The organism is Pseudoalteromonas sp. APC 3358, from assembly GCF_030408075.1.
GTDB lineage: Bacteria > Pseudomonadota > Gammaproteobacteria > Enterobacterales > Alteromonadaceae > Pseudoalteromonas > Pseudoalteromonas arctica.
Window position 1 is genome coordinate 1 of the sequence record NZ_JASDCE010000002.1, and the last position, 26,017, is coordinate 26,017.

Annotated in this window: 20 protein-coding genes; 12 read left to right on the plus strand and 8 right to left on the minus strand. The window is 38.1% G+C overall.

The features are described from left to right. The 12 genes from QL995_RS02635 to QL995_RS02690 all read left to right on the plus strand — a co-directional run. On the plus strand, positions 1–454 hold a 454-nt coding region (locus QL995_RS02635; protein WP_290292477.1), incomplete at its 5' end, for an N-acetylneuraminate synthase family protein. Between the two features lies 1 nt (position 455). Beyond that, positions 456–1,652: a hypothetical protein gene (locus tag QL995_RS02640; protein WP_101162800.1), complete on the plus strand. Its 1,197-nt coding sequence runs from the start codon at positions 456–458 to the stop codon at positions 1,650–1,652. Between the two features lie 369 nt (positions 1,653–2,021). Then, positions 2,022–3,722, plus strand: coding sequence for a hypothetical protein (locus tag QL995_RS02645; protein ID WP_290292485.1), 1,701 nt, complete (start codon positions 2,022–2,024; stop codon positions 3,720–3,722). Beyond that, the gene (locus tag QL995_RS02650) at positions 3,712–4,839 is read left to right on the plus strand and encodes a hypothetical protein (protein ID WP_290292487.1); all 1,128 of its coding nucleotides are present in this window, start codon (positions 3,712–3,714) and stop codon (positions 4,837–4,839) included. The genes QL995_RS02645 and QL995_RS02650 overlap by 11 nt, the downstream gene beginning before the upstream one ends. Positions 4,840–4,933: 94 nt before the next feature. Further along, on the plus strand, positions 4,934–6,649 hold the full coding sequence (locus QL995_RS02655; protein WP_290292489.1) for an alginate lyase family protein: 1,716 nt from the start codon (positions 4,934–4,936) through the stop codon (positions 6,647–6,649). 2 nt (positions 6,650–6,651) lie between these two features. Beyond that, a complete protein-coding gene (locus QL995_RS02660) occupies positions 6,652–7,869 on the plus strand; it encodes a glycosyltransferase family 4 protein (RefSeq protein ID WP_290292491.1) in 1,218 nt (405 codons plus the stop codon). After that, positions 7,866–8,462 carry a sugar transferase gene (locus QL995_RS02665; protein WP_290292494.1) on the plus strand — a complete coding sequence of 199 codons (597 nt, stop codon included), beginning with the start codon at positions 7,866–7,868 and terminating at the stop codon, positions 8,460–8,462. Before QL995_RS02660 ends, QL995_RS02665 begins: the two co-directional genes overlap by 4 nt. Then, complete coding sequence (locus QL995_RS02670; RefSeq protein ID WP_290292496.1) at positions 8,455–9,084, plus strand: acetyltransferase; 630 nt, start codon at positions 8,455–8,457, stop codon at positions 9,082–9,084. The genes QL995_RS02665 and QL995_RS02670 overlap by 8 nt, the downstream gene beginning before the upstream one ends. 33 nt (positions 9,085–9,117) lie before the next feature. After that, positions 9,118–10,296 carry a DegT/DnrJ/EryC1/StrS aminotransferase family protein gene (locus tag QL995_RS02675; protein WP_290292497.1) on the plus strand — a complete coding sequence of 393 codons (1,179 nt, stop codon included), beginning with the start codon at positions 9,118–9,120 and terminating at the stop codon, positions 10,294–10,296. Positions 10,297–10,784: 488 nt separating this feature from the next. After that, complete coding sequence (locus QL995_RS02680; protein WP_290292500.1) at positions 10,785–12,731, plus strand: nucleoside-diphosphate sugar epimerase/dehydratase; 1,947 nt, start codon at positions 10,785–10,787, stop codon at positions 12,729–12,731. A gap of 180 nt (positions 12,732–12,911) precedes the next feature. Beyond that, a complete protein-coding gene (gene glmM / locus QL995_RS02685; protein WP_290292503.1) occupies positions 12,912–14,267 on the plus strand; it encodes a phosphoglucosamine mutase in 1,356 nt (451 codons plus the stop codon). Between the two features lie 61 nt (positions 14,268–14,328). Continuing rightward, complete coding sequence (locus QL995_RS02690; RefSeq protein WP_290292505.1) at positions 14,329–14,745, plus strand: hypothetical protein; 417 nt, start codon at positions 14,329–14,331, stop codon at positions 14,743–14,745. 341 nt (positions 14,746–15,086) lie between these two features. On the opposite strand, the gene QL995_RS02695 is transcribed toward QL995_RS02690, so the two are convergent. The 8 genes from QL995_RS02695 to lptD all read right to left on the minus strand — a co-directional run bounded on the left by QL995_RS02695 (position 15,087) and on the right by lptD (position 25,990). Further along, entirely contained in the window at positions 15,087–16,529 is a 1,443-nt protein-coding gene (locus QL995_RS02695; protein ID WP_290292507.1) for a capsule assembly Wzi family protein, read from the minus strand. A gap of 723 nt (positions 16,530–17,252) precedes the next feature. Further along, positions 17,253–19,268 (minus strand): methyl-accepting chemotaxis protein, encoded by a 2,016-nt coding sequence (locus tag QL995_RS02700; protein ID WP_290292511.1) that lies wholly within the window; start codon positions 19,266–19,268, stop codon positions 17,253–17,255. Between the two features lie 136 nt (positions 19,269–19,404). After that, positions 19,405–20,223, minus strand: a complete 819-nt coding sequence (locus tag QL995_RS02705; protein WP_290292513.1) for a symmetrical bis(5'-nucleosyl)-tetraphosphatase — start codon at positions 20,221–20,223, stop codon at positions 19,405–19,407. 8 nt (positions 20,224–20,231) lie between these two features. Next, positions 20,232–20,621 carry a Co2+/Mg2+ efflux protein ApaG gene (gene apaG, locus QL995_RS02710; protein WP_002960839.1) on the minus strand — a complete coding sequence of 130 codons (390 nt, stop codon included), beginning with the start codon at positions 20,619–20,621 and terminating at the stop codon, positions 20,232–20,234. Continuing rightward, positions 20,605–21,411: a 16S rRNA (adenine(1518)-N(6)/adenine(1519)-N(6))-dimethyltransferase RsmA gene (gene rsmA / locus QL995_RS02715; protein ID WP_002960838.1), complete on the minus strand. Its 807-nt coding sequence runs from the start codon at positions 21,409–21,411 to the stop codon at positions 20,605–20,607. The genes apaG and rsmA overlap by 17 nt, the downstream gene beginning before the upstream one ends. Continuing rightward, the gene (gene pdxA, locus QL995_RS02720) at positions 21,408–22,400 is read right to left on the minus strand and encodes a 4-hydroxythreonine-4-phosphate dehydrogenase PdxA (RefSeq protein ID WP_290292517.1); all 993 of its coding nucleotides are present in this window, start codon (positions 22,398–22,400) and stop codon (positions 21,408–21,410) included. The genes rsmA and pdxA overlap by 4 nt, the downstream gene beginning before the upstream one ends. 2 nt (positions 22,401–22,402) lie before the next feature. Beyond that, entirely contained in the window at positions 22,403–23,698 is a 1,296-nt protein-coding gene (surA, locus tag QL995_RS02725; protein WP_290292519.1) for a peptidylprolyl isomerase SurA, read from the minus strand. 39 nt (positions 23,699–23,737) lie between these two features. Further along, the gene (gene lptD / locus QL995_RS02730) at positions 23,738–25,990 is read right to left on the minus strand and encodes an LPS assembly protein LptD (protein ID WP_101163646.1); all 2,253 of its coding nucleotides are present in this window, start codon (positions 25,988–25,990) and stop codon (positions 23,738–23,740) included. Between the last annotated feature and the right edge of the window lie 27 nt (positions 25,991–26,017).

Genomic DNA, 26,017 nt, shown 5'->3' on the forward strand with positions numbered 1-26,017 from the left:
TGCAGATATGGCCACACGTTTTGATGTATTAACGGGTCTATCAGACCATACTATTGATAATACGACGGCTATTACATCAGTGGCGTTAGGCGCATGCTTAATAGAAAAGCATGTAACGCTTAATAGAAATGGTGGTGGGCCGGATGATAGTTTCTCACTAGAAAAGCCAGAGTTATTACAGTTATGTAGAGACTCTAAAATAGCATGGGAAGCGGTTGGTAAAGTAAATTACGAGCGAAAAGAGAGTGAGAAAGGAAATGCTATATTCAGACGCTCACTCTATGTGGTAAAAGATGTTGCTGAAGGCGAGTTATTTACACATGAAAATGTAAAAAGTATTAGACCTGGTTATGGTTTAGCTCCCAAGTACTTACATGAGGTACTTGGTAGTGTTGCTGCAGAAAGCATAAAAGCAGGAACGGCTATAAAGAATACTTTAATAAAAAAGGATTAACTTGAAAGCTGTAATATATTCTTTATTTAAATATTTAGAGATTGGCAGCTTAGCTTTGGTTAACTTGATCCTAGCTGAGAAGGTCGGCCCTACTCAGCTAGGATTGTTAATGCCTATATTAATTTTTATTACATACTCAAATTATAGTACTTTTGGAGCACCACAACTCATACTCAAGTACTTGCCAAGAAAGTATACTCTGACTTCTAAAGAGTTGTTAATTGATTCATCAAGTAAATTATTGAGTATAGGTTTTTTAATAACACTTATAGCGGGATTTATTTTCCTGGAGCTTAAGCATGTTGGTTTAGTTTTTTATATATGCGCTGCAACTTTTACTTCAAGTTTTATTGCTTCGAAACTGCGAGTTGATGTCCGCTTTCTTCCAATAAATATCGCTAATTTTCTTTCCTCTGTAGGGTTATTAGTACTAACATTTTATTATGTTCAGGATGTTTATAGTTATCTGAGTGCATTAGTCTTTGCTAAGTCTTGTATGTTGTTGGTTTATGTTCTGGCTGATTTTAAGTTTTTCTCGAATAGTTTTAAATCTCTTTTGCGTAGGATAAAACTTAAAGTTTTTTATTTTTATGGACGTGCGGCCTTATCGATGGCATTAAGCGGTATCGCCTTTACTATCTTAATGTCCATCGATAGGCTTATTATACAAAGCTGGCAATTAGATTCTGTCTTATTAGGCGTCTATCAGCTCGCTGATACAATCGGTATGGCATTTTATTTAGGTGTTACAACATTTTTATTTTATTTTTACCCTGTTTTTTTAAAAAAAATAAATGAAGATAAAGTGTTTAGAAATAACTATTTAAGGATTTTATTGGGTATAAGTTTAGTCCCATTTATTATGTATTACCCAGCAAAAATGACTTTTGAACTATTTGAAGGAGTCTTGTTTGAAAGTTACCCTGGCGTTTGGAGTATTGTTCCTAAAATTATTTTTTTGAAAATGGCTTTAGTAATATACTCATCATTATTGACTTACTATATATCGAGGTCTAAAGATATGATAGGGGTGTGTATAACTGTAGCTCTTACTTTTAGTATAGTGCTAATAAACTTTTTATTTATTTCTCCTGATCAAAATGGTTTATTATTGCTACCGATAGCGTGCTCGTTAGCTATTTTTATCTTTATTTTTGGAATCGTTTTTAGTGAATATAAAAATAATAAAGTCTATTAATTAACTTACATCTTAATATAAAAATAGGAAATATTACCTCTTGCTATGATGAAATGGATATTACGCGCAACATCGTAAGCCATCGGGGGCGGATGTTTTATTTCGACAAAGGTAAGTGCTAAAAGTTACCAATAAATGTTATTGCGCTAAGGTATAAAGAAGTAGGCCTCCTTATCAGGTATCGCAACTACAAAAAGCTGAAAATGATATTAGCAATTACTTGATGAATAATTATAGTTGGCACAGTTAGTGCCGTTACAATCATATGGCAGCTCTAGTTGTGGCAGAGTAAAAACTTAATTTACTGTCCAGAATTAACTGGTTTCAAACACATCTATTATATTTGTATCTTTTAGGAAATTACTGATTATGACTATTAGAGGTAGTGAAGTTTTATATTTGGATTTTACTGGTAAATATCGGAAATCCACAAATTTTGTTGTTTCTGACTATGACCGCATTAACTCTATAAATATTCATTCTAAAAAAATAGAAGAGATAAATATATTTGATTATGAAGAAGGGTTAGCTGCTTTGATAGATGATTTATCAATTAACGATAGATTTACTTTAAAAGCGGCGCAGGCGCATTTTTTTAGAAATGTAATTGAAGTATTACTTCAATGGCAGGTTGGGATAGAAGAAGGAATAAAAAAAAATCATCCTGATCAAGTTGACTTCGGAGATATGTATAGTACTACTACTATTTTTACGTATGAAGCAGAGGGTGAGGTTAATAATAAATGGCTATATATTAGTAATTATTTTATACCGCATTTACTTCTATCTTACTTCAAAGAAAAATACCCAAGTATTAAGTTCATTTATAAAAAAAGAATGAACTATAAAGTGTTATTTCATTTTTATCTTAGGAATGTAATCTACCTTAATATGACTTTTTTAGTTGCTTTTACAAGGTGGTTATGCAGCTTTTTTTATGCTAAGCCTAAAATTAATACCTCAGGTAAAATCGGTTTGTTAGTGAGAAACTCTATTCAAAGTGATTTCGCTCTTAAATTATATGATTCAATGCCTGAAAGTTTTTATTTAATATCATATGAGCAAGTATTTAGTGTCAATAAAAATAGCAGTTATTTGAAGAGTAAAGGTACTGTTTTTTTTGATGCATCTAAAAATTTGAATTTTCATCAGCTAATAAGGGCTTATATTGGAGGTTGGAAAAATGTATTTAGAAAGAGGAAAGTAAAAGAGTTGCTGCTCGTTCACTCGAAGTTGAGAATTCCGATGGAATATGCATTGAAGGATCTTACTGTGAGAGGAGTTGATTTTTATAATTATTATCAAACATTGATTGCCTTTAGAAATAAGAAAGTTATTAGCTTTGATATGTTTACGCCACACTCTCACTATGCTGGTAAAGCTGTAGGGGAGGGGAATATAACTCAGGTACAAACTACGCTAATCTCACCAAAGTATGCAACCTCCTTTATTGCAGGGGATTTTTTTATTTTTACCGACTCTATTTCATATAACGGCTTTACTAATATAAATATTAGATTTAAAAATAAACTTTTGTTAATAGATAATCCCAAATTTATAAGCACAAAACAAAAAAGTGCAAAGACTGGTACTATTAAAAATATTATTTATTTTTCACAGCCGTACGAGCTAGAAAGTGAAAAAAATATATTGACTAAACTTAAGATGATTTTAGACAAAGAAAATATCGCGCTATCATTAAAATGCCATCCAAGGCAAAATGGCTCATCTTATTCTTTTTTAATGGGTGTGGAAATAATATCCGACGTAACAGATTTTGATTATTATGATCTTGCTATTACTCGCTCATCTTCGATTGGTATGGATTGTTGGGCTGAAAATTTACCTATAGTTTTTATTAGAGATACTATTAGAACAAAAAGTATCTCAGCGTCATATATACCAGATGAGTATAATGGTGATTTGTCTTGTATTGATGACATCAATAAAATACTAGCAGATTATCCTGCTTTTGTTAGATACTTTCATACTGCTCGAAGAAATGGTGGATTTGAGTCTGATATTAATCATACACTTGAAACCATAAAAGGTAGTCTTGATGAAAGATAAGTATGTTAATTTCTATTTATATATGGTTCCTCTTATGTCTTGTATGGGAATCTTATTAAGTGCTTTCAGAATTTCCGATGGTATTTCCTTTATTTTAGTGTATTTACTTTTTTCATTAGTATTAGACCTTATTTTGGTAATGTTTTATGCTAAATCCTTTTGGAATAAAGATGTTGCCATTTGTTTGTTTTTGCTGATTCCGCCTCTATTAGTTGGTTTGGTTAATAATGAATTTTCTCGGCGTCATTTGACAGACCTATTAGTGCCTATACTTTTTTTTATCAAGGTTTCTTTTTTTTCAAAATATTGGCTAAATAAAGATATCTCTGAATATATTAAAATTTATTCAAAAATAACACTGCTATTAAGTTTCTTTTTGTTGATTATTGTTTACTCTCTATTTTCATCATCTGGTGCAACAAGGCTTTCAATATTTCCACCTCTAGAGCTAAGTGCTTCATATTATTTATTCTCTAACCCTATCCTATTTGTACTATCTTTTTTTCTTATAATAGCGTACGGGAAAAGGGCTCAATTAATTTCAGCAATAATTGTATTTTGTGTTTCGTACAGGTTTGTCAATTATAAAATGAAGCTTGTTTTTATAATGATAGCTTGTTTTATTATTGCTGGCGTAACTTTTTTTATAAGTAATGATCCAAATAATATATCGGTTAGGCGCTTCGTGTATTCAATTGGACTATTATTTAATGGTGACTTTGAGTCAATTAATAAGTTAAGTGCAGGTCGGTTCGATGAAGTATTTGCGATTTTTTCTGAAATGGAAATTAGTGATTTTTTATTTGGTATGGGTAATGGTTATACATATGAACTAATGCTTAGCTCTGGGGAGATGAAAGATGTTACAAATGCCCACTTCACTCCTGTAGGTTTATTATCTAAATACGGAATATTTTATACATTATTTGTATATTACTTTTTTTTAAAACTACTATTTACTTCTAAGATTAAAGGCAGAGCTGATACTGACAAGGTGGTTTACCTTGCTGTGTTATTTCTTTTTTTAGAATCTTTTTTTTCTTATTCATTATTTGTTGTGTCGATAACTCCAATTTTAATTGGCTCGTTACTATCTTTCAAAGACATTAAGGAATAATAATTTGTTAATTGCTACATTATTTAAATTAGGTTTAACGAACCTCGCTCGACTTTTTATATATAAACTTAGTATAAAAATAGGCCTTAATAAATTGCAAAGGGTCACTAGTGAAATTAAGCAGGGTGACTTATTTACTCAGTATACAGGTTCTATATCATATACCCCGCTTAATGCTCAGTGGAACGGTAAACATGCTTACTGTGGAGTTGAAAAAGAAGATTTAGCGATTCCTAACTGGCATCAAAGCTGTTTAAATAGTGAATTAGCACCTTCTGATAAGCCTTGGTACTTAATTGGTGATTTTAATGACCAATTAGGTGACATCAAAGGAGTTTGGGAAGCATCGCGCTTTGATTGGGCTATCTGTTTCGCTCAGCAAGTAGAAACTGGTGATGAAAGCGCGTTAAAAAAAATAAACGCATGGTTAGTTGATTGGATTGAAAGTAACCCTACTTATTATGGGGTTAATTGGAAGTGTGGACAAGAGGCGTCAATAAGAGTGATGCATTTGGCTTTGGCTTCGCTGTTGCTTAAACAAACTAAAAACACGACCCCTGCATTATTGAGTTTAGTTAAAGCACATTTAAAACGCATTTCACCAACTATCATGTATGCAATTGCTCAAGACAACAACCATGGGACTTCTGAAGCAGCAGCACTTTATATTGGTGGTTCGTGGCTTGTATTAAATGGTGATAATGACGGTGTTAAATGGCAAAAACAAGGTTTAAAGTGGCTTGAAAACAGAGCTAATAAACTAATTGAAACAGACGGAAGTTTTAGTCAGTACTCAGTAAATTACCATAGAGTGATGCTCGATACTTATAGCTTGGCAGAAGCGTGGCGTCTAAAACACAACTTGACTCATTTTTCGAAGCTTTTATATGTAAAATTAGAAGCTGCTACCAAATGGTTATTTTATTTTACAGACTCTAAAACGGGAGACACTCCAAATCTTGGTGCTAACGATGGGGCGCGCTTAATTCCGTTAACAAATACTGATTATAGAGACTTTAGGCCGAGTGTTCAGCTTGCCAGCACATTGTTTGCTAATAAACTAACGTATAATTTTAGCGGTGATTTTAATGCTCCACTTGAATGGCTAGAATTAAAAATACCTAGTCAATGTGTAGCAAGCAAAGTTGCAAAAGACTTTACGCATGGTGGCTATGCTTATTTAAATACGACTAATGCCGCACTTTACTTTAACTATCCTATGTTTAAGTTTAGACCCAGCCAGTGTGACGCATTGCACATTGATTTTTGGTTGAATGGCCAAAATGTATTTCGAGATGGTGGTACATTTAGCTACAATGCTGGGCAAAAATACATTGATTATTATGGTGGAGTAAAAAGCCACAATACAATTGAATTTGATTCGCACGATCAAATGCCACGCTTGAGCCGCTTTTTATTAGGTAATTGGTTAAAAACCACTCTTAAAAAGGAGCTCGCAGTTTCAGGTAGTGAGCAGCAGATTAGTGCAGGCTATGAGGATAGATTTGATTGCAAACATACACGTGCAATTATCTTAAAGCCAAATTTGCTTATTATAGAAGATATTGTAAGTGGGTTTAAGCAAAAGGCAGTACTGCGTTTTAGGCTTATCCCAGTTGGTTGGAAGTTAGTTGGAAGTAGCCTTGTTAGTGAGTTTTGCACAATTAATATTTCAGCAAATATTAGTATAATGCGCATTGAACTAACGACCGGTTTTGAATCCCGTTATTACCACCAAGAATCTGAAATACCAGTACTCGAAATAGAAGTTGCCGAGCCTGGAATACTGACTACGGAAGTAAAATTTTAATTATGAATGCTTTATATTTTCACCAACACTTTTCTACACCTAGCGGCTCTACAGGTATTCGTTCATATGAAATGGCGCAGCGATTATTAAAACATGGACACCAAGTGACTATGGTTTGCGGCAGCTATGGAGGGGGAGAAACAGGCTTAACCCCAAATTTTATAAAAGGTCGCAGAGAAGGCGTGGTAGATGGAATTCATATAATTGAATTTGATTTAGCTTATTCTAATACAGATGGCTTAATGAAACGTGCCTGTACATTTTTAAAGTTTGCAGTTAAGAGTATCGGTATTGCGCTAACGTATAAATATGACGTGCTTTTTGCAACTACAACCCCTTTAACTGCTGGAATACCTGGCATATTTGCGCGCTGGTTACGAGGCAAACCTTTCGTATTTGAGGTTCGGGACTTGTGGCCTGAATTACCAAAAGAGATGGGCGTAATAAAAAACCCTTTAGTATTAGCTGCAATGTCTATGCTTGAGTGGTGTTCGTATCGATCTGCTCATCGCTGTATAGGATTGTCTCCTGGTATTGTTGAAGGTATTAAAAAACGCGGTGTGAAAGCAAGTAAAATTGAAATTGTCCCAAATGGATGTGATTTAACTATATTTGCTGATGATGTTACTCCTTGGCGGCCTGAAGGAGTAGAGGATAAAGATTTAATGGCTGTATTTACTGGCACCCATGGGCAGGCTAATGGCTTAGACGCAGCATTAGATGCAGCAGCTGAACTAAAAAAACGTGATCGTAATGATATTAAATTAGTTTTTGTTGGCCAAGGCAAGTTGAAAGAGAGCCTACAGGCTAGGGCTAAGCTAGAGGGTTTGGATAACGTTATATTTCACCCTCCTGTTAATAAAAGCAAACTGGCCGAGCTAATGAAAGGAGCTGATATAGGCTTACAGTTATTAGCGAATATCCCTGCTTTTTATTACGGGACATCGCCAAACAAGTTTTTTGATTATATTTCAGCGGGCTTACCTGTCCTTAATAATTACCCAGGTTGGTTAGCCGGTATGATTAAAGATAATAATTGCGGTTATGTAATTGAACCAGATAACGCAATAGCATTTGCTGACGCGTTAGAAAATGCAGCAAATAATAAAGAATTATTACCTGAAATGGGTGAAAGAGCTCAAGCTTTGGCTAAGCGTGATTTTAATCGTCATAACTTAGCCGATAAATGGATAACTTGGGTTACTGGGGTTAAAAAATGAAACGCTTTTTTGATTTTATAGTGGCTATGGGCGCATTACTTACTTTGTTACCAGTAATAATTGTAGTTGCTGTATTAATTCGTTTTAAATTAGGTTCGCCTATTTTATTTACTCAAGACCGCCCAGGCTTAAACGGCAAAGTATTTAAAATGATGAAGTTTAGAACCATGCTCGATGGCAAAGATAAACACGGTAACTTGTTGCCTGATAATGAGCGTATGACTAAGTTTGGTGCTTTTTTACGCTCTACCAGTTTGGATGAACTACCTGGTTTATTTAATGTATTAAAAGGCGATATGAGCTTAGTTGGGCCAAGGCCACTACTTGTGCAATATTTGCCTCTTTATAGCAGCGATCAAGCACGCCGACATAATGTGCGCCCAGGTATTACTGGTTGGGCACAGGTGAACGGACGTAACGCTATTAGTTGGGAGCAAAAGTTTAAATTTGATGTGTGGTATGTCGATAATCAAAGCTTTTTTCTCGACTTAAAAATTTTATTACTTACCGTAAAAAAAGTATTTGTACGCGAAGGCATAAGCGCTGACGGGCACGTGACTATTGAGCCATTTAAAGGTTCTAATAATGAGTAATAAGCTGACTATAGTTGGCGCCAGTGGGCATGGTAAAGTAATTGCCGATATTGCCGAACAGCTTGGTTTTATTGTTAACTTTTATGATGATGCCTACCCAAGTAAAACCTACATTGAACATTGGCCTATACATGGTACTTGTGCCGACTTGATAGCGTTAAACAATACAAGCACAACCTCTAGTGACGTTGTTGTTGCTATCGGTAATAACAATATTCGCCAGCAAAAAATACAGTTGTTACAACAAAATAATTTTAATTTAATAACATTAATTCACCCCACGGCTGTTATAAGCCAATACGCTACAATAGGGCAGGGAAGTGTCATTTTTGCTGGTGCTATTATTAATGCGTTTGCCAATATAGGCATTGGCTGCATAGTTAACACCTCAGCTATTATTGAGCACGACTGTGCTATTGGTGACTTTACCCATATTTGCCCTAATACTGCTTTGGCGGGCGGGGTTATTATTGGTAGTAAAAGTTGGGTTGGTATTGGTAGCCAAATTAAACAATTAATAGTAATTGGTGACAATTGTATGATTGGTGCGGGTAGTACCGTTATAAAAAATATACCGGATAACGTTACTGCATTTGGCTCTCCTGCAGTACCGAACAAATAAGACCTCATTTCTATATAAATTAATAGGAACATCATGTTAAATACCCCATTTTCTCCTTGGCCTAGTTTTACTCAGCAAGAGGCCGATGCCGTTAGTCGTGTAATTTTATCGAATAAAGTTAATTATTGGACTGGCACTGAAGGCCGTGAATTTGAAAAAGAGTTTGCTACTTGGGCTGATAGTGAATATGCCATAGCGCTTGGTAATGGCACTTTAGCACTTGATTTAGCACTTAAAGTCTTAGACGTAGGCGCTGACGATGAAGTTATAACTACGCCTCGTACATTTTTAGCATCTGCCTCCAGTATTGTTACTGCGGGTGCTGCACCGGTGTTTGCTGATGTTGATTTAAATAGCCAAGCAATTACGGCTGCAAGTATTAAAGCGGTACTTACACCGAAAACAAAAGCGGTTATTGTTGTACATTTAGCGGGGATGCCTGCTGAAATGGATGAGATAATGGCATTGAGTAAAGAGCATGGTTTTTATGTGATAGAAGACTGCGCCCAAGCACATGGTGCTAAATATAAAGGTAAGTCCGTTGGTAGTATTGGGCATGTTGGTGCATGGAGTTTTTGCCAAGATAAAATAATGACCACTGGCGGCGAAGGCGGTATGGTAACCACAAACTCAAAAGAGTTATGGTCAGCAATGTGGAGCTATAAAGACCACGGTAAAAGCTTTGATGCTATTTATAACCGTGAACACCCGCCAGGATTTAGATGGTTACACGAAAGCTTTGGTACCAATTGGCGTATGACCGAAATGCAAGCCGTACTTGGCCGTATTCAATTAATGCGTATGACTGATTGGACCGCTAAACGCCAAGCATACGGTGCTCAGCTAGACGAAGCCGCAAGTGGCTTTAGTAGTATTCGCTTAGTGTCAGTGCCAGAGCATAGCGAGCACGCAGAGTATAAACATTATATGTTTGTTAAGCCTGAGCAGTTAGCTGATGGCTGGGGTCGCGATCGTATAGTGAATGAAGTAGTTAAGCGTGGTGTACCATGTTTTCAGGGAAGCTGCTCAGAAGTATATTTAGAAAAAGCATTTGATAATACCGCGTGGCGCCCAGAAAAGCGTTTACCAAATGCAGTTGAGCTAGGCGAAACGTCAATAATGTTTTTAGTACACCCTACATTGACTGAAGCAGAAATAGCTGAAACAACACAAGTGATGAAAGAAGTATTCGCGTTGGCGTCTAAACCTTAAAGGTGCGATAAACTCTCAGCTTATAATTGTGAGTAAAGAACGATAGTTATAAGCTGTGATCACTGTTTAGGATTTATGCATAAGTAGCTGCTTATGCTGTGTGGATTTGGGATAAAAAAGAGATACTGGGCTCTTACTTATTAAAGAGTTTTTTAGCACCGAAGTGCAGTTCCCGATAGTATATTATATTGGGAGTACTTTTTCTGTTTTTTTAACTAGTTAATTCGAAAGAATTTATTTTAAAATGTGTCTCAGACTGAGACATTTCTGAGACACATTTTACTATCATTTATTACACCAATAGTGAGATATCTGAAATTCTCAACAGCCCCTATCGGGCTCTAATATCGTAATTCATTACTATTTACTCAACAATAAACTTCATTAAAGCTAATTACACTGGCCTGTTATTTGTTATAGTTGCCATATTGTTAATTTTAAATGCGATACAGGGTTGGCCCTGTATTTACATCACAAAGGAACGTGTCTTGGATAGTTTCATTCGCTCTATTTTAAACGCATCGCGTGCCAAAAAACGTATTATTACACTTTGTATTGATTCGTTATTTATTATGTTGGCTTTTTGGCTGGCGCTTATTGTAAGGCTTGATAGCTTTGAGTCGCTGCAGCGTTTAGATAATTGGCTTTTATTGGCAGTGTTAATACCGGTTAGCTTATATACATTTATAAGTTTAGGTCTGTATCGTGCAGTACTTCGGTACATGAACTCTCAAGCCATATGGGCAATAGTATTAGGGACCGTTATAACTACAGTTAGTTTGGTTTTAATTGCCTTTTTTATAGGTATAGATATACCGCGCACGATGCCATTTATATTTGCTTGGTTGTGTTTATTAACTGTTGGTGGTTCTCGCGTATTGGTTCGCGCGATGATTGGCAGAATGACGACAAGTAAAAAAGAGTCTGTGATTATCTATGGTGCAGGCTCTGCCGGTCGACAATTAGCGACTGCATTAGGGGCTGGGCCAGAGTATTTTGTTAGGGCGTTCATTGACGATGATGTAACAAAGCACGGTTCAATTATTCAGGGTATACCTGTCGTATGTTTTAAAGGTATTTACGAGTTAATTAATAAGCGTAGAGCTAGCAAAGTATTATTAGCACTTCCAAGCGAAACCCGTGCCCGCCGTAAAGAAATACTCGCCCAATTAGAACCTTTAGCTATTAATGTGCTTTCAATGCCCGGTATGGCTGATGTAGTAGAGGGCAAAGCGAAGCTTGCTGAAATAGCAGAAGTAGGTGTAGAAGATTTACTAGGGCGTGACCCTGTTGAACCGAATGCTGACTTAATGACTGCTAACATTGCTAATAAAGTGGTTATGGTCACCGGAGCCGGTGGTTCTATCGGTTCTGAACTGTGTAGACAAATAGTTAAACAAAAACCAACAAAACTCGTTCTATTTGAACAAAGCGAATTTGCTTTATATTCAATAGAAAAGGAGCTTTGTGAATTCATTACCAATAACAGTCTAGATATAGAGCTGGTGCCCATAATGGGCTCGGTGCAGCGAATTAATCGAATCGAAACCGTAATGACAGCATTTGGTGTGCAAACTGTTTATCATGCCGCAGCTTATAAGCATGTGCCGTTGGTTGAGCATAACGTAGTAGAAGGTGTGCGTAATAATGTGTTTGGTACTTACTACTGTGCTAAAGCAGCAGTTAATGCTGGCGTTGAAAATTTTGTACTTATCTCAACAGATAAAGCGGTACGCCCGACTAATGTTATGGGGGCGACTAAGCGTATGGCGGAACTATCGCTGCAAGGTTTAGCGCAAGAGCAAGGTGTAAAACATACAACACGCTTTTGTATGGTGCGCTTTGGTAATGTATTGGGGTCGAGTGGCTCTGTAGTGCCATTATTTCGCAGGCAAATAAAAGAAGGTGGCCCGATAACGCTCACACACCCTGATATAACACGGTTTTTTATGACGATCCCTGAAGCTGCGCAATTAGTAGTACAAGCAGGGGCGATGGGCAAAGGTGGCGACGTATTTGTACTCGATATGGGCGATCCAGTTAAAATTAAAGATCTTGCAACTAAAATGGTTCGTCTTTCTGGTTTTGAAGTTAAAAGCGATACTAATCCACATGGCGATATTGAAATACTGTGTACGGGCTTACGCCCTGGTGAAAAGCTCTACGAAGAGTTATTAATAGGCGATAACGTGGGTGAAACAACACATGAACGAATAATGACAGCTAATGAGGTGATGTTGCCTTTGGCCGAGCTTAATGTGTTTATAGAAGCGCTTGATATTGCGTGTCATAACTTTGATCACGAAACAATACGTCAGCTGCTGTTAGACGCTCCAACAGGCTTTAATCCAACCGATGGCATATGCGATTTGGTATGGAATGCTAAAATAGGACAGTCAAGCGCGGATAAACAAAAGGTTGTGAATATAAATTAAGAAATTTTTTCGCACTTTGTTGATGTAAAGGTATGTATTTAGCCTTATAAATTAAATTTAAAGCGTGAGTTTAACTCGCGCTTTTTGTGCTTTGTAGTAAAGCTTTATTTTTAGAATAATAGAGTTAACTAAGATTAATGACGCGTATGGCGCGTTTGTAACATTCATAAAGGAATAATCATGCCACGTAAGTATTTTGGTACCGACGGAGTAAGAGGTAAAGTAGGGACTTTTCCAATTACGCCTGATTTTGCAATGAAGTTAGGCTGGGCCGCGGGTACAGTCTTAGCCTCAAGCGGTACGAAAGAGATTTTAATAGGTAAAGATACACGTAATAGCGGTTATATGTTTGAGTCAGCTATTGAAGCAGGCCTTTCGGCTGCGGGTGTTAATGTGGCATTTGTTGGCCCAATGCCTACGCCTGCGGTTGCTTATTTAGCATCAACGTTTAGAGCCGATGCCGGCGTAGTAATTAGTGCCTCACACAACCCTTATTACGATAATGGCATTAAGTTTTTTAATAATTCTGGTACGAAGTTAAACGATGAGCAAGAGCTTGAAATTGAAGCCTTACTTGAGCAAGCATTAAATAATAACGCTATGCAGTGTGTAAGCTCAGAGCGCTTAGGAAAAGCACGACGCATTAACGATGCTGCAGGACGATATATTGAGTTTTGCAAAGGCATATTTGCTAAAGATTTAACACTTGAAGGGTTAAAAATTGTTATCGACAGTGCGAATGGGGCTGCGTATCACATAGCACCAAATGTTTATGCAGAGCTGGGTGCTGATGTTATTAGCATTAACGATAAACCGAACGGTTTAAACATAAATGAGCAATGTGGTGCTACACATCTTGATAGCCTTCAAGCAGCTGTACTTGAACATAAAGCAGACTTAGGTATTGCGCTTGATGGTGATGCTGACAGGCTAATGCTTGTTGATGACAGTGGTGCTGTGATTGACGGTGACCAAATTCTTTATATTTTAGCTAAAGCCGCAAAGCTGCAAGGCAAAATTCAAGGTGGTGTTGTTGGTACACTGATGTCTAACCTGGGGTTAGAGCTAGCGCTTAAGGAAATGGATATACCGTTCAAGCGCGCTAAAGTAGGTGATCGCTATGTTGTTGAGCAGCTTAAAAATACGGGTTGGAAACTTGGTGGTGAAGGCTCAGGCCATATTCTACACTTAGATTATGCAACCACAGGTGATGGTATTGTTGCTTCTTTACTGGTATTAACAGCGCTAATTCAGCAAAAGCAATCATTAAAAGACTACGCAGCCGGTATGCAAAAACTACCTCAGGTACTTCTTAATGTGCGTTTAACAAAAAATAATGCGAATGAAATTCTAAATACTGATTCGGTAAAACAAGCAGTAGCAGAAGCTGAAATAGTATTGGCAGATACAGGTCGTGTTTTACTACGTAAATCAGGCACTGAGCCATTGATCCGTGTCATGGTCGAGTCAACTGATTCTGTAGCATCACAAGAGCAAGCCGAGCATATAGCTAGTTCAATAAAAGCGTTATTGTAGAAGTATGTTTTTTGTCGGTGATGAATCACATTAGCGCGAAATAAATTCGCATCGATAGGGTGTGTGTATTGTAGGTGAGGTTTTATATCTCGCTTTTTGTAGAGTTAAGTTACATAAGCGCGAAATAAATTCGCACCTACAGGGTGTATATATTGTAGGTGAGGTTTTACACCTCGCTTTTGGTAACGTTAGGTTAGATGAGCGCGAAGTAAATTCGCACCTACAAGGTGCATATATCGTAGGTGAGGTTTTATACCTCGCTTTTGGTGAAGTTGTATTGGATGAGCGCGAAGTAAATTTGCACCTACAGGATCCATATATTGTAGGTGAGGTTTTATACCTCGCTTTTGGTGAAGTTAGGCTGCATGAGCGCGAAGTAAATTCGCACCTACAAGGTGCATATATTGTAGGTAAGGTTTTATACTTCGCTTTTGGTAACGTTAGGTTAGATGAGCGCGAAGTGAATTCGCATCGATAGGGTGTGTGTATTGTAGGTGAGGTTTTATACCTCGCTTTTTGTGAAGTTAAGTTAGGTGAGCGCGAAATAAATTCGCATCGATAGGGTGTGTGTATGTTGTTGGTGAGGTTTATGCCTTGCTTTTGGTGAAGTTGTATTGGATGAGCACACATTAAATTCGCATCGGTAGGGTGTGTGTATTGTAGGTGAGGTTTTATACTTCGCTTTTGGTAACGTTAAGTTACATTAGCGCGAAATAAATTCGCACCTACAGGGCGGCATATATTGTAGGTGAGGTTTTACACCTCGCTTTGGTAAAGTTAAGTTAAATAAGCGCGAAGTAAATTCGCACCTATAGGGTATTAAAAATTAGCAAATACACCTAACCTAGCAAATGTTTCCCCGTATACATCCTTTCCTTGATACAGCTCAGCTCCCCAACTTTTAGCACCCATTATTGGTTTACTCAACTTACGAGTGTATGCTGTCTGCAGTTCGTAACTTGTTTTATAGCCTTCGTTTTTATTTTCAAGCATACGAATAGTGGTATTTAAGCTTTCTATTTTACTTAATTGCCAATGCCAGTTTACGCTCATTGATTTAGCCGGAGTGTAGTCGGTGTAGTCGTGTTCATCACCCGCCCAGTGGCCAATTACGTTGCCTGAGTTACGGTTGCCATCTTGATATATACTATTTGCATACCAACTAGTTTGCCAGTTACTGTGCTCAAAACGTAAGCTGTGATTGTTAGCAACAAAAGGTAAATAAACACCAAAACTATAAGCGTTATTTCTACCACCACCTAATGTATCTTCAAGTGCTACCTCACCATAAAACTCGAACGGTAGCGCATAAATACTATTATTATAGGCGAATGTAATTGAACCTAGTTGATCGCCAAGCTCAAAGTCAGCATCAACTTCCTCTGCATCTGATCTGGTTATATTATCTTTAGTACCGGGTTTGAAAAAGCCTTCTGCAAAGTCTTTTAGCGTAACACTACGCGGACCACCACCAAACTGCATTAAGCGGCTTAAGCCTATTGTTAAATTATCGGTAGCAGCAAAGCTGGTATGCAAACCAAATAGATAAGGTTTGCCTGGTTCAAATCTCCGGTCAACACCATCAATACGGCCTGTTTTTAATATCCCACGTTGCTCTGTCATTTTACTAATAAACATATCGTAACGAATATTAAAGCTGGTTATTGGCTCTACATTACTAAGCGTTATAGAAGGCGTTGTTTTAGCTTGTGTGCTTAATAGCATGGCACTGTCGTTAAAAGGTGAGTACCAATGCTCTCGGTAACCTACATCTAACTGCGCGTATTTATTACCAAGGTAAAAAAAGCTTTGTGTAGGTAATATTTCATCTTCGTTGGCAATACCAGCAACACTTACACCAAAGTAACGCCCGAAGTTAGCATAAGCACCACCTTCAACAATTAAGTTGGTTTTAGTGGTTTGGCCGCGTTGGTTTGGCAATGTTTTATCTTTTGTGCCAGCAGCAAGCGTGACTTTTGCAAATGTACCCGCATCGCTTTGAATATAAGGGCTAAGTTGGTACGAAAGTGTTTGATATAGTTCTGGGTAAGTATGCCTAACCGTTTGCAGCACTCTATAAATATCGTGCGCTTTATAAGGCTTGCTCATAATATGTGTGTTTTTACTTACGGCTAAAAGTCGTTGTACTTGGTGCTCAAGTTCTGGGGCTTGATTTAAAGGTAAATAAGGTGACACGCCACCTTTAGCAACAGCATTTGCACTGATTGCCATCCCGATAAACATTGATATTTTTTTGAGCATAATTATTCCGTTAGCAAAAATTTGTTTAAGTAAAAACGTTAACGCGAGGTTAGCAATAAACGCCTAAGTAAGGAAGAAAAAAGCGATATATTAGTGGTTAGTAATTGGCGTATATATATCGTAGGTGAGGTTTTATACCTCGCTTTTGGTAACGTTAGGTTAGATGATCGCGAAGTAAATTCGCACCTACATGGTGTGTATATTGTAGGTGAGGTTTTATACCTCGCTTTGGTAAAGTTAAGTTAGATGAGCGCGAAGTAAATTCGCATCGATAGGGTGGGCATATATTGTAGGTGAGGTTTTATACCTCGCTTTGGTAAAGTTAAGTTAGATGAGCGCGAAGTAAATTCGCACCTACATGGTGTGTATATTGTAGGTGAGGTTTTATACCTCGCTTTTGATAAAGTTAGATTAGATGAGCGCGAAGTAAATTCGCACCTATAGGGTGCATATATTGTAGGTGAGGTTTTATACCTCGCTTTGGTAAAGTTAAGTTAGATGAGCGTGAAGTAAATTCGCACCTACAGGTGGCATATATTGTAGGTGAGGTTTTATTACCTCGCTTTTGGTAAGGTTAAATTGGATTAGCGCGTAGTAAATTCGCATCGATAGGGTGTGTGTATGTTGTAGGCAAAGTTTTACATTTCACTTTTAAAGTCCTGATAAACAAAAAACCCCGATGCTACATAGTACCATCGGGGTTTTTTAATCGTTTTAGTAAACCTAAACTTTAAATTCGTCTACCGATAAGCGAAGCTCTTCGGCTAGTTTTGCTACTTCTGAGCTTGAAATATTAGTTTGGTTAGCGCCTTCGGCTGTTTGCTCTGCGATGGCTACAATCGACTCAAGGCGTTCGCTAATTTCTTGCGCTACTTGTTGTTGCTCAAGTGCGGCAGTCGAAATTTCTTCACTTACGTCGTGGGCCTGCGAAACCGCAAATGTAATTGAATCAAGTGCGCTACTTGCTAGGTCTGTTTGCTCAACACACGATACCGCACGTTGCTTACCTTTACTCATAGCTGTTACTGCAGCTTCTGCGCCTGTTTGTAGCGATTCAATCATTGATTGTATCTCTTGGGTCGACTCTTGAGTTTTACTCGCTAGAGAGCGTACTTCGTCTGCTACAACAGCAAAGCCTCGGCCATATTCACCAGCACGTGCAGCTTCAATTGCAGCATTTAGTGCAAGTAGGTTAGTTTGATCCGCTATTCCGCGTATTACATCTAAAATGCTGCCGATTGAGGCGCTATCTTGATGCAGTTTATTAATTACTTGTGAGGCGTCGTCCACTTCACGTGCTAATTGCTCAATCGTTGCTTTGTTGTTATTTGAAATACCTTTAACGCGTTCAGCTTCTTTATCCGCATTTTTAATTTCGCTAAGTGCTTGTTGAGCGCTGTTGCTAACCGTTTGCGATGTACTGCTCATTTCGGTTGTTGCAGTGGCGGCTTGTTCAACTTGTGCTTGCTGGTTACGAATTGCTTGGCTTGATTCAGCTGTAATTGCAGATGTTTGCTCTGATGCTGCTGCAAGCTGAGTAGAGCGCGAAATAATACCCTTAATTAGGCTACGTAAGTTATCAATTAAGGTGTTACAGCTTTTAGATAGTTCGCCAAATTCGTCTTTAGCGCTGTCGTCTAAACGTTGTGTCATGTCGCCACTGGCAACAATGTCTAAAATTCTGTTAACTTCAGCAAGTGGTTTAGTAATACGGCTAACAGTAATAATTGCAATCGCTACAGCTAAAAGGGTGGCTATAATCATACCAACCCACGTCCATAAATTTGCTGAATCTACATCGCTGCGCACGCCTTGCTGTAATTTAAACGCAACGTCACTTGCTTGATTAACTAACTCATCAATTTGGCTAAGTGCCATTTTGGTGGCTAGCTCTGATTGTGCAAGTTTTGATTCTGTTAGCGTAATAGAGTCAATTAATCGTTTCTTGTTTGCAGCTAAACCGCTGCTACCTTTTATATTGTTTTCTAAAGTATCAACATACTCTTTTAAGCTTGAATATAAATCGCTGTGAGTTTGCTCAATCGCAGGTTTAATTAATGCAATGGTACGTGTTACTTCTTCTAGGTAATAGGTTTGTTCGTTTTTAACAATATCGAGAGTATTAAGCGTTTTAACAGTGAGCATATCAGCGCTGTTACTTACCACTGACATAAAGTTATTTTCTAAATTGTTTGCAGCTTGATAAGCGCGAGGGTGGTTTTGCTCAAACCCATCAATGTCGATAATATCAAGTACAACAGAATTGGCATCTTCTGCACTTAGCTCTATATTTTCTAGTTGTGCTTTTAATGTTTTGTTTAATGCAAGCTGTTTGCTTTTATCTTCTAACAAGCTTTCAACTGTGCTTAAAAAACTTAAGTAGGTTTTTTCTACATTTTGGCTACTTTGATTAAGTGCAGCATCGTTTTTTACTACGTCTTGAAGTTCACGGTGCAGCGTGTTGAACAATTGTTTTTGCTCAAGGACCTGTGCTTTTATTGGCGCAAGCTCATTGGCTGATGTAGTGTAAAAGCTCGCTTGAGCGGCTTTACTCATTAAAATAAATTCGGCTTGTAGCTCAGAGCTTTTATTTAATGCTGGAAGTGATAGTTGGTTCACTTTTTGAGTGGAACGGTCAATATTTGCAATTTTTATTAAGGAGTTACCACCGATTATTAATAATAATAGTGTGATAAATATAAAACCACCCCAAATACGTTGGCTTACTGTCAGGTTCATAAGGTTTCCACTCAAAAGTACTTCAATTAAGACTTATCGGCGTTTGTACCAATAAGTTAAGTAATTAAAATCAATTACTTTAATTAATTTTAACTATTAATTTATAAATCTAACAGATGTATTGTTTTTTTTCAGTTTATTTAGACGAAAGGTGGGACTTTTCTACAATAACTTTTTTTGTACTTAGTTCCATTAGGGTCATGGTGTTACCCCATACACAGCCTGTATCTAAGGCGTGAACTCGCAGATTACCTGTTCTACCTTCAAGCGCGGCCCAGTGGCCAAAAATAATATTGTGTTTAGTTTTTGCAATATTAGAATGGTTAAACCAAGGGGTTAAGGTTTGGCTATCGGTTATTGCGCCCTTTGCATTAAGCTCAAGTTTGTTGTCACTCGTTAAAAAACGCATGCGGGTAAAATAGTTAACTATGTATCTAAATTTTTCAAAGTCATCAAGATTGCTTGACCACTCTGCAGGGTGAGGTTGATACATGTGTTCAAAAAATGCTTTAGCGTTATTTGATTGATAACAGCTTTGTGCAAATTGCGCGTGCTTTAGTGCATTTTCAATAGACCAATCGGGGTTTAATCCTGCATGAGATATAAAACAGTTATGTTTTATAAGCTCTAGAGCCAATGGCTGGGTTTGTAAAAAAGCGATGTAATGCGCTAATTTTGGGCTTTCAAATATCGGGTTTAGTTTATCTTTTGGGTTGGTAGGTTTATTAAGAAAGTAGCAGGCAACCATGTGGAGGTCGTGATTGCCTAAAGTGATGGTCATGCTATTTTGATGTTGGTAAATATAGTCTAAGCAGGCTAGGGAGTCTGGCCCGCGGGCAACGATGTCGCCAACTAAATAAAGGTGATCTTTGCTTGGGTTAAAATCAACCCGTTGTAAAAGGGTGTTAAATTCACTAAAACACCCTTGTAAATCACCTATCGCATAATCTGCCATCTTAATGCTTAATGCAAAATGTTAGGGCAAGCCAAACGAAACACATTAATAGGCGCCTGAAACTCAGAGCCAAATTCGTTGCGTAACGTATAGTGGCCTTGCATTGTGCCTACAGGTGTATCTAAAATTGCACCACTGGTGTATTTGTAACTTTCACCTGGGCCAATATCTGGCATTTCGCCAACAACGCCTTCGCCTTCAACTTCAACTTGTTTGCCATTTGCATCGGTAATTAACCAGTAACGGCTTAGTAATTTTGCACTACATAAACTATGGTTTTTAATCGTTACTGAGTAAGCAAATACGTATTTTTCAAGCTCAGGTTGAGATTGACCTTCTACGTAGAAGGTTTCTACAGACACCTTTACAGGCGATCCAATATTACTGCTTGTTGTCATAAATCCAGTTAGCTATATCAATAAATTGTTGTAAAGATAAGCGCTCAGCACGCAGCGTTATATCAATGCCAATGCTAGTAAGCTCTTCTGCAGTTAGTAAATTACCTAAACTGTTACGCAGTGTTTTACGGCGTTGATTAAAGGCTTCTAAACACACTGTGTTTAATATTTTAACGCTTTTTGCTGTACGTTGCTCTGGCTTTTTAGGTATTAAACGTATAACCGCAGAGTCAACTTTTGGCGCTGGTTTAAAGCACTCAGGTGGTACTTCAACAACCGGCATTGCATTACAGTAGTATTGGGTCATTACGCTTAAGCGGCCAAATGTTTTACTACCTGGCCCTGCTACCATGCGTTTTACTACTTCTTTTTGAAGCATAAAGTGCATGTGCTCAATATGATCTGAAAATTCAAAAAGATGAAACAATAACGGCGTCGAAATATTGTAAGGTAAGTTACCAAACACTTTTAATTTTTTGTCATCGCGTACCAAGCTTGCAAAGTCAAAGGTCATTGCATCGCCTTGGTTAACGGTTAATTTAGGACCCAAAAATGGGTGTTCAATTAATCGTTGCGCTAAATCTTTATCTAATTCAACAACCGTTAAATGGCCACTTAAATCAGCTACTGGCTCAGTAATTGCGCCAAGGCCGGGGCCAATTTCTACTAAGTTGTCTTCTGGTTTAGGATCGATCGCAGAGACTATTTTATCGATGATAGACTCATCAAATAAAAAGTTTTGCCCAAAACGCTTACGAGCGCGGTGTCCTAAATGTACTTTATCGGTCATTGATTTTGTGCTTTTTCTTGGGCGAGCTTAATTGCTTCGCGGATCGCTAATTCAAAACTGCCAACGTCAGCTGTACCAGCCCCTGCTAAATCGAGTGCAGTACCGTGGTCAACTGATGTGCGGATAAATGGTAAGCCAAGGGTAATATTTACCGATTTACCAAATCCCTTGTATTTTAGCACAGGTAATCCCTGATCGTGATACATAGCAAGCACTGCATCTGCTTCAGATAGGTATTTATCTTGAAATAAGGTATCGGCCGGTAGTGGGCCAATTAAATTCATACCTTCGCCTTTAAGTATCTCAAGCGTTGGTGTGATTGTTTCTATTTCTTCACGGCCTAAATGGCCATCTTCACCAGCATGCGGATTTAAGCCACACACTAAAATACGTGGTTTTTCTATACCAAACTTAGTTTGTAAGTCGTGATTTAAAATACCCGCTACTTTAGTTAAGCGCTCTGGTGTAATTGCACGCGATACATATGCAAGTGGGATATGAGTAGTTACAAGTGCAACGCGTAAGCCCTCTGTTGCAAGCATCATAACTACATCAGCAGTATTTGACTGCTGCGCAAAATACTCAGTATGCCCGCTAAATGAAATACCTGCTTTGTTAATTATACCTTTGTGAACCGGGCCCGTAACGACTGCATCGAAGGTGCCATCCATGTTTTTTTCGCTTGCTATACGCAAGGTATCTAACACGTATTGTCCGTTACCGTCGTTTAGTACGCCTAGTTCTACATCAACCCCTAAATCAACCTGATGAATATACAAGCTGCCAGCAGGTGCTGCGATGGCGGGGGCATTATCATCAAATTTAATTAAGTTTATTGTTAAGCCTAAATGTTTTGCACGCTCTTTTAATAGTTTGCCATCGGCAATCGCTATAAGTTGAACATCCCACGCTTGCTGAGCAAGCGTGAGTAGCAAATCTGGGCCAATACCAGCGGGTTCACCCGGTGTAATAGCAATTCTTAAGGTCATATTTATTGGTCTATAGGGAAAATTTCAACGTGAGCTTGCTCGCGCATTTCTTGCTGCCAGTTAAAACTTTCTTCCTTAAATTTACGGTTAAACAACATACCGTGAGCACGGTTACGTTTGGCTAGCTCAGTTTTATCAGCTACACGTTTACCAAGTAACTGCACAATATGCCAACCAAACTGTGTTCTAAACGGTTCGCTTATTTCGTCTTGCTTAAGAGAAAGCAATGTATCTTTAAACGCAGGTACGTAGGTAGTTGGATCTGTCCAATCGTACTCGCCACCTTTAAGTGCAGAACCAGGATCTTCTGAGTACTCTTTAGCTAACTTTCCAAAGTCGGCAGTTCCTGCACGTAAGTCTTTTGCAAAGCCAGCAAGCATAGAGCGTGCTTTTTCTTCACTTAAAATAATTGAAGGTTTAATTAGTATATGACGTGAACGCACTTCAGTTGTTTCTACAACTTGTAGGCCACGAACATCTTGTACTTTAATGATATGAAAACCAGCACCAGAGCGAAGAGGGCCAACAATAGCGCCTTTCTTTTGGCTTTTTACTGCTTCAGCAAAAAGCGATGGCATTTCGTTAATACCCATGTAACCAAGCTGTCCACCTTCAAGTGCTTTAGAGCCGCTTGATGATGAAATAGCAATACGCTTAAATTCTTGGCCATCGTTTAATAACTCAATAACTTTATCTGCGCGTGTTTTTGCGCCAGCAATTTCGTCAGCGTTCGCATCGTTAGGGATATCTATTAAAATATGACCAATGTCGTACTCTTCAGCACTTTGACCTTGGGTTTCCATAATTTTTAAAAGGTTATCAACTTCTTGTTCGCTAATATAAATACGGCGATCGACACTTGCACGTGTTACTTGTTGCGTTGTAATTTCTTTACGAATTTCTTCACGGTAAGCTTGAAAGCTTTCGCCCGAATCTTCAATAGTACGGCGTAAATCTGCAATTGTGCCGCCTTGCTCTTGTGCCATGCCAGCAAGAGTTTGATCGAGTTGGCTGTCTGAGATTTGTAATCCCATACGTTCAGCCATTTGTATCATAAGGGCTTGATTAACTAAACGCTCAACAGCTTGTACACGAAGAGTTTCATCTTTTGGTAATTGCTGGTTTTGTTCTTCGGCTTGCTTTTTAACACGATTAATAATGGTGTCTACTTCGCTTTTTAAAATTACGCCTTGGTTTACAACGCCAATAACTTTATCTATTTCTACTGGTGCGGCCATTGCACTTTGACAAAGGCTGGCACTTAAAACTGCTGATGTTAATAATTTTTTTAAATTCATATTCTTTTTACTACTCTTGCTGATAGTACTGTTGTGATACTAGTTACTAAGAAAATACGGTCTACGATAGCCAAAAATACCTTGTTGTAATAATTTTTGTGCATCATAACGGCTTTTACTGCCAAGTCCTTTTAATACAAAATTCAAACTAATACCTGAATCAAAAGTTGCTTGTTCTTGGCCTATTGATTGATTTAAATCTGTTTCAATTTGGCGGTGCCCAGTAATTTGGATAGCCCAACAGCATGATTCATACTGTAATCCGCTCAATACTTCGATACTTCTGTTGTTTTCAAGATCTCGATGATAGCTTGCAATAAATTGCCATTCGTCGCTAATAGGAATACTTGTAAATACACCTGCTTGCTCGATTGTATTTCCTGAGACATCATTTGCATAGCGATGGTTCAATTGTACTAGCTGATTATTATCACCTTTATAATCAAGTGTTACATTTGACTGTACCATTTGCTTGCCATCTGTATCGTATTGAATACCTCCAGCGAGGTACCAACGGCGGTGCCAATGTAACATGGTTTGAGCTGCAAATAGTGCATTATAATTAGTGTCTGAGTTCAAGCCTTGCTCTGTTGGCTTGGCATCGTCACTTAAATAAAATATTTGGCCGGCACTAAAATTAAATACTTCTTCTTGTTTTTTATCAAATAGGCGCGTTGTCGCACCTAAAGTAAACTGATTCGCTGCTGCTATGCGATCAACACCCGAAAAGCGCACATCTCTAAATAAACCATAATAATCGTCTTGTAACTTGGTTGTATCAAACAAGCCAATGTCTGACTGGTCTTTATTAGGTGTATATAAATATTGAATTTGCGGCTCTAGCGTTTGTATAGCATCTTCAAAAAAGTAAGATGCGTCACGCTCAAAATTAAGCTGAGAATACAAACGTACTTTAGGAATAGTACGCGATACGGTATCGCTGTATTGCGTGCCTGTTAAGTTTCCGCTTTGCTTATAATTAGTTTGCAATAAGCTCACTTCAGATAAAAATGACCACGCATGCGTTGCGTAGTTGTAGCGGGCTTTTGGCTCTACGTGTACACGAGTTGCGTTGTCTATGGCCACTTCTGATGAGTCATTAGTAAAATGGCTAATCTCCCCAGACACACTAAAATCAAAATTATCAAAACGCCAAGGCGCAGTTTGCGTAAAATTAACTTGTGGTATTGCAGTGTATGACTCTAAGTGATCGCCCAGTACTTCAAAGTTTTGTACTTTAATATCGGTGCGCCATGTATCACCCAAATGAGTTAGTGAACCAGTACGATAAAGCTGTGTATCGGTTTTACTGGCATAATTTGAGCTTAAATCGGTGATGTAGTTATCATCGCTTACATTGGTTACATCAACGTTTGCGCGCCAGTTTTCACCCAGATAACTTTGCTGTTGCCAATGAAACATATAGCGTTCATTCAAGTCTGGCTCAGAATCATCACTATCTAAATACTCAATCCCTACTAAGCCTTCATGTTGCTCTGTTAGGTATCTAAATTCGGTTTGTAATTGCAGCCCTTTGTTAGACATATAACGAGGCGTAATAGTGGCATCAAAATTAGGTGCAATATTTAAATAGTACGGCGTAATTGTTTCAAGGCCGTATTTATCAGAGCTTGAAATAGTCGGGGTAAGTAAACCCGATTTACGGCGCTCATCTAGCGGGAATGTAAAATAAGGTAAATATAAAACCGGTGTATCGAGAATGCGTAATACGGCGTTATATGTTTCGCCCCAACCTTCTTCGCGCGAAAGGTTTATTTCGTCAGCTTCAATTTCCCATACTGGGGTGTCACTCGGGCAAGTAGTAAAGCTTGCATTCATGAGTAATAGGCCAGACTGATTAACAGTAAGCTTTTCAGCGCCGCCTTTACCTTGTTGTTCGGTTAGGCTGTAATCGGCGCCTAACAAACTGACTTCTGAATTATTTAAATCGGCATTTAATCCGGTGCTGTTTACTTTACTTACGTAATCTTGATAAGTAATTGGCCCCGTTGCATTTAATAAACCACGCTGTTTGTCTATCAACGCAGTTTGTGCGGACAAACTCATCTTAAGGGTGTTAATATCAACATTGCCGGTAAATTCAGCGCTTTGAGTGCCAAGTAGCTCAACATCATCAGCTTGAATATCAACTTCACCAAGGTTAAGGCCTTCAAGTGGTTGCCAAGCTCTGGTTTGCATTGAAATGCCACAAAGGTTGTGTGCCAGTTCAGTTTCGGCAAGCGATGGTGCGCTAACTACGCTTAGCATCAATATGCCCCAGGTTTTGCTCATTTATCGACCTTAATACTGTGTGTTTAA

Coding starts and splice junctions, on each gene's coding strand:
- QL995_RS02645 (WP_290292485.1), top strand. CDS start 2,022: ATGACTATTAGAGGTAGTGAAGTTTTATATTTGGATTTTACTGGTAAA.
- QL995_RS02650 (WP_290292487.1), top strand. CDS start 3,712: ATGAAAGATAAGTATGTTAATTTCTATTTATATATGGTTCCTCTTATG.
- QL995_RS02660 (WP_290292491.1), top strand. CDS start 6,652: ATGAATGCTTTATATTTTCACCAACACTTTTCTACACCTAGCGGCTCT.
- QL995_RS02665 (WP_290292494.1), top strand. CDS start 7,866: ATGAAACGCTTTTTTGATTTTATAGTGGCTATGGGCGCATTACTTACT.
- QL995_RS02670 (WP_290292496.1), top strand. CDS start 8,455: ATGAGTAATAAGCTGACTATAGTTGGCGCCAGTGGGCATGGTAAAGTA.
- QL995_RS02675 (WP_290292497.1), top strand. CDS start 9,118: ATGTTAAATACCCCATTTTCTCCTTGGCCTAGTTTTACTCAGCAAGAG.
- glmM (WP_290292503.1), top strand. CDS start 12,912: ATGCCACGTAAGTATTTTGGTACCGACGGAGTAAGAGGTAAAGTAGGG.
- QL995_RS02695 (WP_290292507.1), bottom strand. CDS start 16,529: ATGCTCAAAAAAATATCAATGTTTATCGGGATGGCAATCAGTGCAAAT.
- QL995_RS02700 (WP_290292511.1), bottom strand. CDS start 19,268: ATGAACCTGACAGTAAGCCAACGTATTTGGGGTGGTTTTATATTTATC.
- QL995_RS02705 (WP_290292513.1), bottom strand. CDS start 20,223: ATGGCAGATTATGCGATAGGTGATTTACAAGGGTGTTTTAGTGAATTT.
- apaG (WP_002960839.1), bottom strand. CDS start 20,621: ATGACAACAAGCAGTAATATTGGATCGCCTGTAAAGGTGTCTGTAGAA.
- rsmA (WP_002960838.1), bottom strand. CDS start 21,411: ATGACCGATAAAGTACATTTAGGACACCGCGCTCGTAAGCGTTTTGGG.
- pdxA (WP_290292517.1), bottom strand. CDS start 22,400: ATGACCTTAAGAATTGCTATTACACCGGGTGAACCCGCTGGTATTGGC.
- surA (WP_290292519.1), bottom strand. CDS start 23,698: ATGAATTTAAAAAAATTATTAACATCAGCAGTTTTAAGTGCCAGCCTT.
- lptD (WP_101163646.1), bottom strand. CDS start 25,990: ATGAGCAAAACCTGGGGCATATTGATGCTAAGCGTAGTTAGCGCACCA.